We start from the raw sequence: 17954 nt of genomic DNA, 5'->3' as shown, positions 1-17954 counted from the left end.
GAATCATACATGGTAAAGAAACTCACCATCGTGTTTAATCCAATAAGATGAAACCGCTATCTTAGGATCCCCTTTCTTGATACCTTTGGAATATTCGGGATGATATACGGTAGGCTGGGGATAATGGACTGAAGATTTTTGCTGTAATGCATATAGGCACATTGCTGCAGAAGTGGGTTTAGGTCCAAAAGGAGCGAACGCTATATTTTTTGCAGGTTTACCTGCAAGAGAGCTGATTCGGTCAAAGGCCGCTGACATATCTAGAGTATCCACTCGAATCTTATCAATTCTATTTTCTGGATTACCTTGCTCAAGTTCAGCCACCGATTGCCAGGTACGTCTTAGAGAAGATAAGGGTGCTGGAAATGGAACTAACACTTTTATTTTTTCTTTTGGATTATCTACTATATATCGTTTTAAGCTTTCAGCTAAGAAACCTACACCAGCAATCCAAATATCTGGATTATCCCTACCACCAAAACCTGGCAATGTTTTCCAGGGCTCTATATCTTCGTAAAGGGCGCCACTTGCATAAGAATCAGGGCAAGTATAAGTAATTAATAAATCTCGAATATTGGCGCTTTTGACCAATGCCTCCAAAATAGGGAAAAAAAAACGTTTTGGCAGAGATGTTATATCTAATACGATAGATGAGTTTTTTTGTATAACTTCTTGAGAGAATTGACGGATTCTAAATAACTCACTCATTAGATCAAAAGTAGTAATGTCTGCAACCTTACCACCACTACCAAGAAACTCCGCGCGTCGGAGTGCGAGTAAGTCCTTATTTAGTTGTCTGTATTTCACAGAGTCTACATCAAGAATCTCAGCAAAACTTTGTCCTTTTAAAATTCCAAATTGATTAAACAATCCCCAAGCACTTAAAGAACGCTCTTCGGTCCCGAGAGCCCCAATCAATGACCATTGTTTAGGATTGCTTAATGAAAGAGACCACTCTACGGAACCCCAAGGACGATAGGTCATAGCTTGTCGCCATCAAATTCTGGAAAAAGCGATAAATTATTCATCGATTTAGTAGGTCTGACATTTGGATTTTCTAATGTTACTTCCGCCTTCTTTAACAACTCAAATAACTCACTAATTTTTAGATAGTAAGGCTCTTTCGTTCTAGCTTCTGGAAGTTGAAACCTCGGGCATAAAATCGGATTTAAATAAAATTTAACCCTTCTTCCACCGGCTTTTGACTTTGAAGCATGCTCGGTCTCAAATAATGCTCCATAAGCAACCGCCTCACACATAAAGTTTCTTAAACTGACAATATCTTTAGATTCAGCTGTGTATTCTGAAAGAGCGATTGAAATGCCATTGCCCCCCGGATATGACATGCTTAAATCGCGCATCATGCTATCGTTTAACCTCTCACCTAATACTTGCACGAAACTTTTTCTAGCATTTCCACCTGGCTCCTCTTGAAGTTTATTGAACCATTCATTACTTGCAAAAAGAATTCCTGATGATTGAATGTTTTGATTAATTACTCCACCATTCAAAAGATCGGTCCGCTTATTTTCGGGAAGACTATATTCATTTTTCAGAAAGCCATCCCAAACTCTGTGACAAATATGTAGGAATACCGTAATATTTCCCCCACTCAAAGTTAGAATATCTTTGAATCCCCACCACATGAATCGTTGCTGAGATCTGGTCATAAGTTGTAATACAGCTTGATCCAGTCGCTCTTTTCGCCACCATTTGCGCTCTCGCCAAGGTGTATCTTGCGGTGGCGGAGACTCTCTGTGTTGACGCCTTAAGCCTCCTCCACCAGTTTGCCTACCCCATGCGGCAGCAAGTACGGCATCTAACATTCCATCTGTGCCACTCAAATACATATTTCGTAAAAAAGTGCGCCATTCTTCTGACCATGCTCCTCCATCAGCCAGTAGATCCAACCCCAAAGCACGATCAATCTGGCTATTTTCTGCCTTAGAATTTAATGAAGAAATCCTTTGCTCAGCAAACGGATGTTTACCAAATATAGATTTGGCTAATTGGGGGTTTAAATTAACCTCGTCTTCAAAATAGAAAACTACTCGCCTTTGAAATGCATCAATTGAAAATCTTTCAAAAATGGAATTTCCTACAACCTCCCCCCTTTTGAATAACTCCTCATCCATATCGATGAAATTGTAATCACGTCTATTCTCAAGCTTGGCTTCGCTACCCCATACCCCCAAGAACTCTTGATTATCCCAGCCATAACGTCGAGTTCCAGCTCTGTAATGAACTCTAGCGTCTCTTGACGCAAAAGCGCGATTTAATATTTTACGGAAAGAAAGAAGGAGAATTCGTTGTCTTTCAGTAAAGGCACGATGCATTTCTTCAATTTGATCAACTCGAATAAGTACCGGCACATTCTTCGGTATTACTCCACTTTGCCTAAGACATTCCGCGGTTCTAGCAATTGGCTCACCTATATTGGTTTTACTTCTTCGGAGAATATCTGGAGGAAGACCATCTTCAAGATTTCCATTCACCCAAAGCCTATATAATTTTATACGCTCATTAACTCTGTTTTTAAGTTGGTCTAGATTTACAACATCATCGAAATAACCAAACCAACAGTCCTGTTGAACCAAAATTTTTACAAACTTATCTGGTTCAGATAAGTTAACAATTCCGTCAAAGACATCAGGATTATTTCCGATAGTTTCTACTGACTTTATTAGATCTTCTACAACCAAATAATTAAAAAAATCAGCAAAATATAATGGCAACTCACGTTCATCAGCATCGTCCCCACGATGTAATGTAACTTGCACTAAATCTGTGATCCGACTACGAGTAAGATTTACCCCAGCGGAAATGAAATCTCGCATCTGCGGATTTACAGGAAACTCTTGTCCACACTTAAAATATGCAATTCGAGTTTCTGGTCGCAGAAGGTTCAAAATCATAGTTTTGCCGCAACCTTGTGTACCACTAAGAACTACATTCCCACCCTGAAATATTGGGTGTATGGCTGTCTGTAAAACTTCCGTGCTAAATAATCTGACAAAATGATCCTCTGACTGAGTGTCATCGGAGAAATAAAGCTGCTGAAATGGATTGATTGTTATATTCATGTATCTCGAAGAACCCTTGGGAATAAAGGTGCCCAAGTGTTGGACCGCCCATTATCATGGATCATTGGAATAGTATTGTCAGGGGTATTAGAAAAGGTTGCCAATGAGCAGCCGGTATTCCTATATCCGTAATCTTCGTATTTAAAATTACCTGTAAACCGGCTTATAAGGTTTTCAAGTTGGTCCGTTATTGCCCATCCAGACTCACCTTGTCGCTCTCCCCCAAGCAAATCTCCGCGACGAAGTTCAATTACCGGGCGTACTGTTAGCCGTCCTTGAGATCGCTGTTCTAGACTATTCAAAACAGTTGCACCATTGGGGCATAATATTAGAGGAACAAATAAGACCGGCCTTCCAAGATTATTTAATACCCATTCAACGACTTCTAAACATTGAGAACCGGATCCGACTATATCCTCTAACAGGACCAACCGCTCTAGCGATGGCAAAGGGTCTCGAGGATCTAAACTTGGGTTATCCATATACTGAATTAAATTATTCATCAGTAAAGGATCAGGGACAGGAAAATCTAAAGCTAACATTTTTAGAGTTGCGAAACCTGGGCGATGCCCAATTCCTCGTAAATGGTTTACTTTGTAAAATTCATTTATGTCCATGCTATCAGTAACAGGACAAAACCAAGTGCGTTCATTTAATGCTGAGTGAACCTCACTTCGAAATCCTTGGCTACCATGAGGTATTAACTTCGCTCCAATTTGGTCAGCCACCCATTGTGTTATTTCCCGATCAAATGCAGTTCGATAAAGGGCAGTAAAATCTTCATGTGAAAAAAAACTAATATGCAATGCATATTTTAAAAAGAGTTTTTGATCCTCCTCATCTGATAAATTGCCAATCCAAGCTGCCAAGCGCTCCATATAACTAGCGTTTAAACTTGGATGCTCTGCTGGCAAATATTGGCGCCATTCGTTATTTGCAAAATGGTCAAGCTTATCGTAAATAATCGTGTAAGCCGCATCTGCAATTGCAGATGCAGTCAAGTTTTGAGAATCCCATTTGTGTACTAACTGCTGTAATTCATTCAGCGTCATTATTAAGTACCTAGCAAACGCTTAGCTAACCTCGCTGCCATCGCAGCAAGTGGAGGCGGGACAGCATTTCCAATAAGGCGATAATGGCTCTTTTCATTACCATGGAATATATACTCATCACTGAAGCCCTGGATCCTTGCAGCTTCTCTTACGGTAAATCCCCTCGCCTGTGAAGGATGCAAAAAATATCGTGGTGAGCCAAATCTTGTATCAACTGTACAACTTGGCTTGTCCCACGCAAGTCGGCGAAATTTACCATTAAATGTACCGACTAAATCTATACAGTCATCAACTCGTCTGAGATACCCTTTATCTAACAACGAAACTATAAGCTGATGAAAGGGCTCACCTAAAGCAGCTTCTAAACGTGCAATGGATACAGGATCTGCATCTCCGTGATCACGCGTTCTTTCTTGCCTTCTAAGACGCCTTAACAACTCCAGTACAGTTCTTTCTTCATCAGAGACAACTCCAAATACATCTGGAATATCCCAAGTGGCAATTGCGTTATCACCACCTCGTACATTAGAGAGTTTTTGTCCTTGTTTAATTTTTCTGGCAATTTTCCACTCCTTACTTTCTAAATCAAGTATGCGTGGATTATGGTTTTTTTGTTCGTTAACACCTACCAAAATTGACCGTAAATCTGTCGCTGATTTAATTGGAAAATCAAAATCAACAGTGCGATCGGTAGACCATGCAAAGAATAATATTCGTTTGCGAATTTGTGCCATACCAATATCAGTGGTTTGGCATTTGATTGTGTTGGTTTTATAACCAGCTGACCTCATGGTCTCATCTAGCTCATTCCAATAACGTGAATGTAAGCCAGATAATGCACCAGCGACATTTTCAACAACTAAAACTTTAGGTTTAATTTCTTTTGCTAAATGACCCGTTAGAGTCAACAAATGATTACGCTCATCATCTAACCTTCTTTTTCCTGCCGTCGAAAAACCTTGGCAAGGAGGACCTGCCACCAGTACATCAACACCTTTGATGGCTTCCTTATTAGGAACTCCATCATTGAGGTCAACTTTATAAACCTCATTACTAATATTAGCTTTAAAATTTTCAACTGCATCCGAATCAGAGTCATAAGCACCAACTGGTTTAAACCCTTGCTCAATAAAGCCAAGATCAAAACCACCGCATCCTGAAAAAAGACTCGCAAATTTTAAGGGGTTATTACTCATCGCAAATTGATTACTTTATTATATTTATTCGGTCTTAATGTTAGCAGAAATCGATTTTTATTTGGCATATAGTTATGTCACGAAGGTAGGCCAATATTCACCTTAAATATCAAAAACTTAAGCAGTAAATTCATAACATTATTTTTAATTCTGATTTTCTCCTGAAGCCATTTTTGATGAGCAGTCTCCCAAGCCATCCACCCAGCACGTTTAGCCCTAACACCATCGAATACATGGTATGACGACCGCTCGAGATAATTTTCTATTCTCTCCTGGAAATCACTACTTCTGTTAAGCTCCATGGAAGAATAACCGGCAGAGTAGGAGTCTTGTTTTACATGTAACTCACGAAATTGTTGATGAGCTAACGCCCAAGCTACTCCATCCAACTCGATTAACCCTACCAGCGTCTAATGCATGGTAGGGGGATCTGTCCGGCTATCATATAAAATCAAAAATGCTCGTTTCATGCTCTACTATCGATCACGCCCGCCTCCACTGCACACTAAGGCAAGGGGAGGTGCATTTGGCAAACCAGCTTACTTTGACCTAATTGAAGAAATTTTTGCTGAATCTCATCGAACCTCTTCAGATCTTCCAACGTTGGTAGATCCGTCAGTGGACGGGAAAATATATACTGCCTAATTTGCGGATTGATAAGACCGACATACACAGGGGCTCGGTGCAATTCCCGCTGTCTCCCCATAACATCGTTAGTCAACACATCAATTACAAGCTGGTCGCTACCTCCCATCAATAACTTCACCCACTCATCCCAAATCTTGAAATCACTTCCTTGGGAGCGCCAGCGTACTATGTTGCTCAAACTTTTTTGCCGGATACGACTCACGGAGACCGTACGCGAAATATATCTCCTGATAAGCAAGCTTCTTAAATGCACTAGTTCTTGTGGATGTTGTTCTTGGTCCATATATATCCTTCTCGTTCTTCAGAATGAGTGTTTCTCATGGGATAAATAAATCCGAGTCTCAGTTAATTGCGCACTGGTATTATTTCCCCTAAATCCTTCATTGCTCTTTGAAGTACAAGATCTCTCCGGTAGATAATTTGTCGGCCTCCATCTACTCCGTGGCCACTAATGGGCCATATATTATTGTGCTCAAGTAGCTCACAGAGATGTTTTGGGCTGATACTTAACTGCTTGCTTAGCTCGACTCCAAAAACGTAGTTGCGCTTGAAGTCTTCCAAATTGGATAAAGTCACTAGCCTTAGCTGCGAATCCTCCTCCATCACGCATTTTATATAACCCGAACCTACTAGGTGATAAGCCACCTCTTGCTTGATTTTGAGATACTTAGCAGCCTCTGGAATTGTGAAAGCACCTTTGCGTGATCCTTTCAACTGCTCGATATGCCAATGTTTAAAATGTGAACGCTCAAATTGCCAAGCGCTAAGACCTCGCTCTTGTTTACAAACTGAAATCGGCAGAATTTCCTTTTTCATGACCGACATAAGAAGTCTTGGAAACAAAAAAGGCTTATTTAGGACATAGTGCAGCAGATGTCTTAACCCGATCAAATCACCATCTGAGGCAGCCTCGGGCAAATTGGCACCGAGTATCAGAATCTGCTCAAGCGAGCTTCTGGATAGTTGCCAGCGTCCGCTTGCGTTCTCTTTAGCGCGGATTACCTTACCTAAAAGGTGATGCTCATATAGCTGGCAGACTCTATTCTCTTGCAGTCCAAGCATTTCAGCAGCCATTTTAAGATCTACTCGATCAAGAATGAGGCTACGTATCAATTCGCGTTGAAGACGGTTGATACAAATCACCTCCCTCCCCATGGTTGTTCTCACGCGGCTACTATCAATCTCCCCCGTTTCGATAAGTGATGAAATGGCCTTTCTACTGACATTGAGCTCTACCGCCATGGTATGGACTGGAACCCAGATGTGTCCACTCCTTAGTCGCCTGGATAAACGTTTGTTTCTGGCAGCTATTGCATGTTTCCAGTTATTTTCAAGATAATTCTCGAACTCATGCATCAAGAACCCAAACTCAGGTCCCTTATAATTGGTATAGAGATATTCGTAAAACTTTCCGAAACGCTTTCCCAAGCGGGCGGTGTTTTTTTTCTCAGACACCTTCTGAATCTGATCTAACATCTGATGAAAACTATCAGGCCAGTTAAAAAGCACTTTACTAGCAGTAAGAATAAGCGACCGAGCACTGCTTTGAGAGTTAATACTCTGGTTTCTTAAATCAATACGTCGTTCTGGATTTGCATAGACTCCTAATGTGACCAATAGGGAGTGGAGTTGCTTTAAATTTAATGGCTGCAGATTCAAAATTTGTGAATCCTGGCCATGCAATTTGTTTGATAGTGTTTGTGCTAGCTCGATCTCTTTATCATCAGCTGGCTCCGTACTCATGTGCCTCAAATCACTACCGCATTGGCAATGTAGCAGGCTTTTTCTTCTCCAATTAAGAGTACGCTGGCAATTTGAGCATACTTCAACTAGTAAGCAACGATGTACAGGGCACGCTGACATTAGGGATAGCTCCCAATCTTGTTTCCAATAATTCAATGTCCGGAGACAGTCAGGACAAAAGCGACTCGTACTGCTATTCCAGATGGGTCGATTACCCTTTTGATCACTTTGTCTAAAGAGGCGTGTATTCCCAACAATGTTGGGATTTCCCAGAAGCTTTTCTAATCCAGCCTGAACCCCACCAACTTCTTTCCAAAGACTTTTAATTTGAGCGATGCGATTGCCGTCTGCCAGTCGAAGCAGATACCCATTTAGCCCCTCATTCCCATATGGTTGAGGGCGAAATATCAAAGTACCTGGCATAGCTACAACCCCGCCTGTTCTTTCAATACATCGTTATGTGTCTTCATCACAAGACTATCGGTCATTCGCTCAAAAGGCTCACCGACTTTGACGAGTGGCCTCAGCTTAGAGTTGTTGGAAAACGGATTTAGCTTCTCAGCTACATCTCGCCACACCTCTTCCTTAAAAGCATCCGCATAATGCTTTTCCTTTATGGTTGGGCTGTTCTCTAGCAATGCCAATAGCACTGCACCGTCCACAATTTTGCCGATGTAGTCAATCAGACCATAGGTGGCGAAATAGAACCGCTTTGCCATTACCGGACTACTCAAAGACACTGTGGTTAAAGGGAGCGCATTCTCAATAACCTTAAGCACCCCGCGGTATTCCCTCACCTCTTGCTCGTCATAAATGCTGAAAGGCCGCAGGTAATACCTCGCAGAAAACCGTCTGGCCAATTGCACGTTTAACCTGAGAATTTCCTCGCTATTGGGTAAACCAAATAACACCACTGGAATGCGTGCCTGGTTAATCAGATTCTTAAGCCAATCCGTTACCCGCAAAGTTTCATTGCGCTTCGCATGCTCCACAAAGTGTTGAAACTCATCAATCAGTAATAATTCCACTTTGCAGAGCTTGAGGAAATAATAAATACGGTGCGTTTTATGTTCTGCAGATCCCTGGTGACTCATGGGATCACCGAGCGCAACAAGAATGGACTCCGCAAGGTTTTTTACGGTCGGCCCGGCTGGCGTATCTACCGTCAAAACTGGAATGACTGTGATTTCACCAAGATCCCTTCTCGGATATCGCCCTTCATATTCATTCCTGATCGTGCTCTTTCCTGCACCCGATAAACCGGTAATCAGTAAACCTCCATGGTGGTCTGTATTTAATGACCGCATATGTAGTCGTGTAATGAGCTCCAGCGCTTCTTTGAATCTCGGGTAGGAGATGATCCTATTTCGAATAGAAAAACGCGTTACAGCGTTGCGCAGATGGTTTTTAGAGGATGAAATCATTCGGCCTCCCCTCTCTGATTGCTTTTACGCTCACCTATCTCGAAATCTGGTAAGTCGATTTCCTCAGTAACCTCCTCGTTAAAAGACTCTTCCAGAAAAGTGAATACTTCCGCTTTTGGCAATCGGCTGTCCTTACCTCGCAAGACAGCTTGCCGTTTTCGTTTCCCCATTTTGTTATGGTGAATCGCTGACGTCACAATTTGCTGTAGCTCCTGTTTGTTTTGAAGCAGGAGTTCTCTGTTATGAGGGTCTTTTTGCTGCTCTCTCAAAGCACTGGGAATGGATTGATGTTGCACCAGCCTCAAACCATTAGCATATTCAAAATGTATGGCATGTACCTTGAAGTAAAGCTTTTCGTAAGGATCGAAGACGTGGATATAACCCATATCATCTTCGTAATACTTGAAGTCGACTTTGAGCTCCTCCCCATACTGCCGACGAAGTTTTTGTAAATGGTCGTTGTTGTAATGCAGCCCATTTACCTCCAAGCCATAATGAAATACACGTCGTGTTTCCTGATGGCCAGCAATGACTTCTAACAATGCAGGTTCGGCCGGATGCTTGATAATCCGCTCACGCTCCCCCGCCTGCCATTTTTCCAAAGGTGTAGTCATACTAACCCCCTGTGATGCGTGAGGTGATAGACATCGACGATCCATTTGATCAGCAGATGTTGAAGATCACTGAATGTCAGACTGGCTTTTTCTTCCGATGGGTAATCACCACGCGCATCAATGTTGGCAAACACGGTACCTGGTAATTGATGTATCAGTCCTTCTTCAATTGTGCGGAAGACACGCTCTACCGAACCTTTGTATTGAGGTGTTTTCGCTGGACAGAACTGGACTTGAATGCCCAACTCCTGGCAGAAACTAATTAAGGCATTGGCATGGAGATCCATGCCGTTATCGCACACGATGGTCTCTGGAATTCCTCTCGCTGGCCAAGGTGTTTTGATATCGGAGTACGCCGCTAGAATTTCATCCTTAGGCAAAATGGCTTGCTTCAGGCATTGCAATACCGCATATGCGGACGGCTCCCGAAAACTCAGATAAAAGCCCACAATCATCCGGCTGTATTTATCGATGGTAATCGTCAGCCACGGACGCCCTAGTGGCTTAAAACTTTTCTCACAAATGACTAGGATATCTAGTGGAGAATGATCTATCTCCCAACGCTCCGAGAGACGTGTTGCTATCTGCTTGCCCTTCACGCTCCTAAATCTAAGATCAGCCTCCGACTTTCCTAGTCTTTTCGAGACAACATTGTATGCCTCCAATTTCTCAATATACCGGTAAATTGATGACTTCGAAGGCAGCTTGATTTCGTTGTCAGGCGGCAACTTCTTTGCCCACTGTCCGACCCTTGTTTCAACCAGTTCTGAAACAGCAACCTTCGGATATAACTGATGATTGAAATATACCTCCTCAATCGCTTTATCCACGATGTCCTTGACCGTTTTGCTCCAACTCAATCGGCGGCCTCGTTGCTCAAACCGATCAACGAGATCCACCGGACTGCCACGCCCTTTCTGTTTCTTTCTATTCCAGCGATACAGGCTAAGAGCACTAGGTGGATTAGGATCATTCAACTCGACTGCAACCTGGGCAATTTGCTTTTCGAGCTTTTCGTAATTCATCACAAACTTCTGCCCGCCAGTGACCCGCCTCAAGTACTCATCTTTCCTATTGGCCTTACGCTGCTCCTCTTCTGAAAAAGTCGAAAGATCTCGAGAAATTTTTGGGTCGATGACTAATGGGGCCTCAAGTTCAGCGTCGTCAATGACCCACTCGCCACGGCTACAACCAAGAATGATCTCAGCCTCGCTGCATTTGATTAGCTCACCATCCTCACTCTCCAGCTGAAAACTGCCATCCATTAAACGTCGCAGTAGAGTGAATTTCTTTTCATCACGGATAAAGACCAGTCCCTTCCTAAATGCAAAGTGTTTCATTGATCTCTCTCCCGAAGATAAACCACACTTTCCATCGTGATTGGTTGATCGAGATCGCAGATCAAATAACCAAGCGCTAATAACTGATAGGCCAAGCGTTCGTCTTTTAAGATTGCAATCACTCCGGCTAAAGTCCTGGCAGGAAGAATGATGAGTTTTTCGAATGCATCATCTGCATCGCTAAGATCGTCATTGATCCCTGGTAAGTGATAAGCCAAGAGTTTTAGATTCGTTAATCTTGGCTCTTGTCTGATGAAGGTTTCATCCCAGATTTGGTAATCTATATCCTGCTGCTCATGCGCTTTCTTAATTGCAGCCAGTCGAGCTCTCAATATCGGGCACTTCAATTTAGCTGATGGTTTAACTTCAATATGGGTAATGCATTTATTTGCTCTGCAAGCCCTGAAATCCGGATAACAGAATTTTTGTTGATCATGTTCGTAGAAATAGAATTTTTGAGGTTGTGCTGAATAATTTTTTACCTCATGAGAAAACTCTAAAATCAGAATGGCATCACGCTCTAAAGTCGATTCCCATGGAATCATCTTTCTCATTTTCAGTGAAGCGCTATAGCCTCTTACTCCCCGTCCTGAACGGGTTACAGCCTTACGTGCAGTCATAGTCAGTCCTTACTGTTAGGTCAGAACATCCTCATTTTTAAGGCGCAAAAAGCCTTTGATCAGGTGAAAACCTAATTTTTTTATGAGGTGATAATTGAATTTACTACTTGACGCCCGCAAGGCTCAGAGAAGATACTTAAGGTTCTGTGGTCTTTAGACACTACTCTGAAGCCAAGGGGGCAAGCTGAAAAGTTTGTCCCCTTTTACATTTTTGGCCTCCCCTCTTCGCCGTTCACACTTTTTAAAGCAAGCGGTCTTTGCTCTCGCAAGCTCAGTACTTCTTCAAAAATTCGTATCTCGGATAATTGGAGTTCTGGTAAAGCATTCATTAAACGATGCAGCATATGAAATGCTTCGGGTGGTGTTTCTGCTGGAATAACGTATTTACGTTGAGAAATTCTGGCGAGCTTCCTCAATTCTTCTATTTCAACCAAGCTCAAGTTAAATCTGCAGACAAGTTTTTCTACAAACTCATCCGTTGGGGATTTCTTATCTAGCTCCAACGCGGAGATCAGACCTTGCTCGTAACCAACTTGCTCAGCAAGCTCTCGCTGACTTAATTTAAGTCTTTGGCGAAGTTGATAAAGATGTGCAGCGAAAGGGCTCAAAAAAAATCCCGGATTAAATAATCTTCGAACAGGAAGATTACATCACCGGGACTATTTTCTCAACAAAATTTTTTGTTAAGTTATTGTTTTATATAGGAAATATATAATTATTGTACTTAATTTCCTATATAGGAAGCTTTAAAAAAACCAAATTTTTTAAAGCTTCACTTATTAACCTTCTTTTTTATTAAATTCGCACAACGTAAGTTTTCACAATTGTGCGAAAGTTTTCACTATTTCTGCGAACCTACATAAATCATTAGACATCCAGGGAGCTGACGCTCAGTGCATTACTTTCAATAAAGGCACGTCTTGGCTCAACATTATCGCCCATGAGTGTAGTGAAGATTTCATCAGCCCCGATCGCGTCTTCAATTTGCACTTTAAGCAGGCGGCGCACAGTAGGATCCATGGTCGTTTCCCACAACTGCTCCGGGTTCATCTCGCCCAAACCCTTATAACGCTGAATATTCAGGTTATGTTTGGCTTCACCCAACAACCAGTCTAACGCCTGTTTAAAGGTCGTTACCTTTTGCTCTTTTTCACCGCGCTTGATCATGGCACCTTCACCCAACAGGTTGTTGACCATTTGTGAAGTACGGTTGATCTGGCGGTAATCACCACTACCTAAAAATTCGGCATCAATCACGCAACTTTGCAGGTTACCGTGTACGTATTTGTTCACTTCAAGGCGATAGGCGCTGGTCTCTGTATCTTGTGCCACGATGACTTCAGAACCCACGGCCCCAAGAATAGGACGCAATTTTTCTGCCACGCTATTGGCAGCTGCTTCCGTACTCAAATTGATATCGCCCAAATCCTGGATAGCACGCAACACGCTTTCATCATACAGGTTAGCGATACGGCGGATGACGGCTTCAGTCAGTACCATTTGCTTGGCGATGCTGTTCAGCGCGTCATCCTTGAGGATTTCACCACCTTCTTTGGTGACCAGAATGGCATCGCGTAACGCGGAATTGAGCAGGTATTCATCCAGCTCGTGTTCGTCTTTGAGGTAACGCTCATCGCGGCCCTGTTTCACTTTGTACAAAGGTGGTTGCGCAATATAGATATGGCCGTTTTCCACCAGCTCAGGCATCTGGCGGTAGAAGAAGGTGAGCAACAAGGTACGGATGTGCGCGCCGTCAACGTCCGCATCGGTCATGATGATGATGCGGTGGTAACGCAGTTTTTCCAGATTGAAATCATCCTTGCCGATGCCGGTCCCCATCGCGGTAATCAGCGTGGCAATTTCAGCCGACCCTAGCAGTTTATCAAAGCGGGCTTTTTCAACGTTTAAAATTTTACCTTTAAGCGGCAAAATGGCCTGGAACTTACGGTCACGGCCCTGCTTGGCTGAACCACCCGCAGAGTCACCCTCAACGAGGTAGAGTTCGCTGAGCGCTGGATTTTTTTCCTGGCAGTCGGCCAGTTTGCCCGGCAAACCCATGGTATCCATGACGCCTTTACGACGGGTAATTTCACGCGCCTTACGCGCAGCTTCGCGGGCACGGGCCGCTTCTACAATCTTGCCGCAAACGATCTTGGCATCTACCGGGTTTTCTTCTAAAAACTCAGCCAATTTGGCAGCGACAATCTCAGACACTACCGGCTGTACTTCGCTGGAGACCAGTTTGTCTTTGGTTTGTGAGCTAAATTTAGGATCGGGCACTTTGACCGACAATACGCAGGTAATGCCTTCACGCATATCGTCGCCTGTGGTTTCTACCTTGGCTTTTTTGGCAAACTCGTTTTGCTCGATATATTGATTGAGCGTACGCGTCATTGCGGTACGCAAGCCAGTCAGATGCGTGCCACCATCGCGTTGTGGAATGTTGTTGGTGAAACATTGCACCGTTTCTGAGTAGCTATCGTTCCACTGCATGGCCACTTCAACTGTGATATTGTCTTTTTCACCAATCGCGTAAAACACTTTTGGATGCAACACAGTCTTGGTGCGGTTCATGTACTCCACAAATCCTTTAACGCCACCGCTAAAGGCAAAGTTTTCTGACTTGCCATTACGTTGATCTATCAACTCGATCTTGACGCCATTGTTGAGGAACGAGAGTTCACGAATCCGTTTTGCAAGAATTTCAAAGTGGTATTCAACCAGCACAAAAGTATCTACAGACGCCAGGAAATGTACCTCGGTGCCTGTTTTATCAGTTGTGCCTGTGACTGCCAAAGGCGCTTGTGGCACACCACGATGAAACTCCATCTGGTGTACTTTGCCTTTGCGGTAAATTTTGAGTTTTAGCCAGTCAGATAAAGCATTCACCACAGACACACCCACGCCGTGCAAACCGCCAGACACTTTGTAGGAGTTCTGGTCAAACTTACCCCCGGCATGCAATTCGGTCATCACGATTTCAGCGGCAGAACGCTTGGGTTCGTGTTTATCATCGTCTTTGATATCAGTAGGAATCCCACGGCCGTTATCAGAAATACTGATGGAATTATCCGGATGGATGATGACTTTAATATCGTCACAATGCCCAGCCAACGCTTCATCAATGGCGTTATCAAGCACTTCGAATACCATGTGGTGCAAACCAGAACCATCTGACGTGTCACCAATATACATGCCTGGACGTTTGCGGACGGCGTCCAACCCTTCCAAAATCTTGATACTGTCTGAGTTATATTCTTGTGGCTGTGCCATAAAAAGCTTCTTTAATTGAGATTAAAAGACATGAATAATCAATGCCTTGCATGTTTCACGTGAAACATGCAAGCATGCATTATATGCGCATTGGCATCACTACGTATTTATAATTGGCATCACTGGCGGCAGTGATCAGGCAGCTACTGTTGGCATCAGCAAACGCAAATTCAATCTGTTCATCACTCAGATTGTTGAGTACATCAATCAGGTAAGTGACATTGAAACCGATATCCAGTGCCACTTTGCTGTAATCAATTTCCAGTTCTTCTTCCGCTTCTTCCTGCTCAGTGTTAGTACTGATTAGCTTGAGTAGACCATTGGTGATCACCATGCGAATGCTGCGGTATTTTTCGTTGGACAAAATAGAAGCACGTTGCAACGCACTCAAAATCGCCACACGATTTACGATAAATGTATTCTGGTGTCCGGTAGGAATCACGCGGTTGTAATCCGGGAACTTACCGTCAATCACTTTGCTGATCAGCTGGATATCACCAAACTCAAAACTGACCTGGCCATTCAGCAGATCAATCACCACGGGGCTATCTGATTGCTCATCCAGCAATTTGGTCAATTCCAATACCGTTTTACGTGGCAGGATCACTTCGGTTTTTTCAAAGTCCTGGTCTAGTGTGGTATTGGTGTAACTCAAGCGATGTCCGTCAGTGCCTACAACGTGTAACTGGTTGCCATTCACTTCAAGTAACAGGCCATTCAAATAGTAACGGATATCCTGTTGTGCCATGGCGAACTCGACTTGTTTGAGCAAGCGCTTGAGTTCCGATTGGGCCAGACTGAAACTGATGTTTTGTCCGCTGGCTTTGCTCATCAATGGATAATCTGCTGCTGGCAAAGTTTGCAGGTTAAACCGGCTTTTGCCCGCTTTCAGTGTGATGCGATTATCCTGATTATTCATTTCTATGGTCGTGCTATCAGGCAATGAGCGGCAGATATCCAGCAATTTCTTGGCTGAAATGGTCGTACTCAATTCACCTTCTATCCCACCATGCACTTTCAGTGAAATCTGCATTTCCAGATCGGTCGCTGTCAGATGCATTTCCTGTTGTTTGATGTTCACCAACAGATTAGAAAGGATAGGCAGTGTGTGTCTGCGTTCTACGATACCAGTCACATTGTTGAGGGGTTTGAGCAAAACCTCACGGTTGATTTTGATTTGCATGGCCTGACCTGATTAATAACTTTATTTCAATATATAAAAGATAAGACTAATAGTAATGTTTCACTTTTTTGTGGGTAACTCTAAAAATCAATGTTATTCAAACACTTACAGACAGATTAGCTTGTGTATAAATTGCGGTTTAAACATGCATCTTTTGTGCCTAATATTGTAAACCGAATTTATCTTGTCTATACGCAATATTTAAACACACCTCATTCTCATGTTATCCACAGCTTTCCTCAGCCTAAATTTAAACCAAACAAGTTTTTTAATCACGGATGACTTGCGTCAGCAAACCAATATCGCGTGCCAGTGTTTGGTCATTCAAGCGTAATTGTTCGATTTCTTCACAGGCGTGCATCACCGTGGTGTGATGCCGTCCACCAAAGGCTTCCCCGATTTCCGGGAAGCTGTGATTGGTCAGTTCACGGGCCAAAGACATCGCCACCTGGCGTGGCCTGGCCACATTACGTGAACGCTTTTTACTAAACATATCGCTGACTTTAATCTTGTAATAATCAGCGACTGTCTTCTGTATATTTTCGATGGTGATTTGTCGGCCACGCACGGCAATCAGGTCACGCAGGGCATCCTTGGCTAGGTGCACGTCAATGGCATGGCCGGTAAAGTTGGCCATGGCAATAATCCGGTTCAGTGCACCTTCCAGTTCACGCACGCTGGAGCGGATTTGTTTGGCAACAAAGAAAGCCACATCTTCGTGCAGATCAATATTCAGGTTTTCTGCTTTTTTGCGCAGAATCGCGACGCGCATTTCCAGTTCGGGCGGCTCTACTGCCACCGTCAATCCCCAACTAAAGCGCGTACGCAACCGCTCGTCCATATCCACAATCTCTTTTGGATAGGTATCACAGGTAATGACGATCTGTTTTTTCTCTTCGATCAGAGTATTAAACGCATAAAAGAACTCTTCCTGCGTACGGGTTTTTTTGGCAAAGAACTGGATATCATCAATTAGCAATAAATCCAATGAGTGATATTGCTGTTTAAACTCGTCAAATGCTTTGTTTTCGTAAGCCTTCACCACATCAGAAACATATCGTTCTGCGTGCAGGTAACGAATATTGGCTTCTGGTTTGATTTTTTTCAGCTCGTTACCAATTGCTTGCAACAGATGTGTTTTACCCAAGCCGACGCCGCCGTAAATAAACAATGGGTTATACGCCTGGCCGGGATTGCCGGCCACCTGAATGGCTGCTGCTCGCGCAAGCTGGTTGGCACGGCCTGTGACGTAATTATCAAACAGGAAACTGTCGTTGAGGCCACTGTTTTTTTCGTTTTTAAGATGTCTGGCGGGCGCCCGGCTGCTGACAGGCTTTTTGTCTATCACGCGGTTGTTTGTTTTTTGCGTGGCAGCTGCAGTGATAGTGCTCTCAACAGTTGATTCAGTAGTCTGTGGCGATTTTGCAAGAGTTTGGCCGCTGACAATCGCAGCCTGCTCGCTGCTATCCACAATCAGCTCAACGATGGCAGTTGGGGATAATTCATTGGCAATGGTTGCAATACGATTGAAAAATTTGCTCTTGACCCATTGCATGACAAATTTGTTGGGCGCAACAATTTGTACAGCTTCGCCATTAACGCGTGCCTTAAGCGGTTTAATCCAGGTATTGTATTGTTGTGCAGACAGTTCCTGTTCGAACTTGAGCAAACAATAAGCCCAAAAATTTTCCATTGCTCCAGTGCTTTTTTAAAAAGTCAGCAATAAACATCCTGCTTCTGTGTCTCAGGTGTTTTGCATTTATTTAGTTATAATTGCC

14 protein-coding genes and 1 pseudogene are annotated in these 17954 nt (G+C 43.3%); all 15 read right to left on the bottom strand.

Features of this window, described 5'->3' with window-relative positions; genetic code table 11:
* Positions 1-3 precede the first annotated feature (3 nt).
* The 15 genes and pseudogenes from ACJ67_RS00075 to dnaA all read right to left on the bottom strand — a co-directional run bounded on the left by ACJ67_RS00075 (position 4) and on the right by dnaA (position 17869).
* On the bottom strand, positions 4-984 hold the full coding sequence (locus ACJ67_RS00075; RefSeq protein ID WP_049637372.1) for a hypothetical protein: 981 nt from the start codon (positions 982-984) through the stop codon (positions 4-6).
* A complete protein-coding gene (locus ACJ67_RS00070) occupies positions 981-3083 on the bottom strand; it encodes a hypothetical protein (protein ID WP_049637371.1) in 2103 nt (700 codons plus the stop codon). The genes ACJ67_RS00075 and ACJ67_RS00070 overlap by 4 nt, the downstream gene beginning before the upstream one ends.
* Positions 3080-4135 (bottom strand): hypothetical protein, encoded by a 1056-nt coding sequence (locus tag ACJ67_RS00065; protein ID WP_049637370.1) that lies wholly within the window; start codon positions 4133-4135, stop codon positions 3080-3082. The genes ACJ67_RS00070 and ACJ67_RS00065 overlap by 4 nt, the downstream gene beginning before the upstream one ends.
* A 2-nt stretch (positions 4136-4137) precedes the next feature.
* Positions 4138-5331, bottom strand: a complete 1194-nt coding sequence (locus tag ACJ67_RS00060) for a DNA cytosine methyltransferase (RefSeq protein ID WP_049637369.1) — start codon at positions 5329-5331, stop codon at positions 4138-4140.
* A gap of 505 nt (positions 5332-5836) precedes the next feature.
* Complete coding sequence (locus ACJ67_RS00050) at positions 5837-6262, bottom strand: hypothetical protein (protein ID WP_049637367.1); 426 nt, start codon at positions 6260-6262, stop codon at positions 5837-5839.
* A 62-nt stretch (positions 6263-6324) separates the two neighbouring features.
* Entirely contained in the window at positions 6325-7722 is a 1398-nt protein-coding gene (locus ACJ67_RS00045; RefSeq protein WP_049637366.1) for a hypothetical protein, read from the bottom strand.
* Between the two features lie 99 nt (positions 7723-7821).
* Positions 7822-8145: pseudogene (locus tag ACJ67_RS15200) on the bottom strand (TniQ family protein); the annotation flags it as partial.
* 2 nt (positions 8146-8147) lie between these two features.
* Entirely contained in the window at positions 8148-9146 is a 999-nt protein-coding gene (locus ACJ67_RS00040) for a TniB family NTP-binding protein (RefSeq protein WP_049637365.1), read from the bottom strand.
* Complete coding sequence (locus ACJ67_RS00035; protein WP_049637364.1) at positions 9143-9760, bottom strand: Mu transposase C-terminal domain-containing protein; 618 nt, start codon at positions 9758-9760, stop codon at positions 9143-9145. The genes ACJ67_RS00040 and ACJ67_RS00035 overlap by 4 nt, the downstream gene beginning before the upstream one ends.
* Positions 9757-11100: a DDE-type integrase/transposase/recombinase gene (locus ACJ67_RS00030; RefSeq protein ID WP_049637363.1), complete on the bottom strand. Its 1344-nt coding sequence runs from the start codon at positions 11098-11100 to the stop codon at positions 9757-9759. Before ACJ67_RS00030 ends, ACJ67_RS00035 begins: the two co-directional genes overlap by 4 nt.
* A complete protein-coding gene (locus ACJ67_RS14890; RefSeq protein ID WP_197080634.1) occupies positions 11097-11720 on the bottom strand; it encodes a hypothetical protein in 624 nt (207 codons plus the stop codon). Before ACJ67_RS14890 ends, ACJ67_RS00030 begins: the two co-directional genes overlap by 4 nt.
* Positions 11721-11923: 203 nt before the next feature.
* A complete protein-coding gene (locus ACJ67_RS00020; protein ID WP_049637361.1) occupies positions 11924-12328 on the bottom strand; it encodes a helix-turn-helix domain-containing protein in 405 nt (134 codons plus the stop codon).
* 259 nt (positions 12329-12587) lie between these two features.
* Positions 12588-14993: a DNA topoisomerase (ATP-hydrolyzing) subunit B gene (gene gyrB / locus ACJ67_RS00015; RefSeq protein ID WP_049637360.1), complete on the bottom strand. Its 2406-nt coding sequence runs from the start codon at positions 14991-14993 to the stop codon at positions 12588-12590.
* A gap of 79 nt (positions 14994-15072) precedes the next feature.
* Positions 15073-16176 (bottom strand): DNA polymerase III subunit beta, encoded by a 1104-nt coding sequence (gene dnaN, locus ACJ67_RS00010; protein ID WP_049637359.1) that lies wholly within the window; start codon positions 16174-16176, stop codon positions 15073-15075.
* Between the two features lie 268 nt (positions 16177-16444).
* Entirely contained in the window at positions 16445-17869 is a 1425-nt protein-coding gene (gene dnaA / locus ACJ67_RS00005; protein WP_049637358.1) for a chromosomal replication initiator protein DnaA, read from the bottom strand.
* Positions 17870-17954: the final 85 nt, after the last annotated feature.

This window comes from Methylophilus sp. TWE2 (assembly GCF_001183865.1).
In the GTDB taxonomy this organism is placed as follows: Bacteria; Pseudomonadota; Gammaproteobacteria; order Burkholderiales; family Methylophilaceae; genus Methylophilus.
The sequence above is the reverse complement of the archived record's forward strand: the minus strand, read 5'-3'. Positions and strand labels throughout refer to the sequence as shown.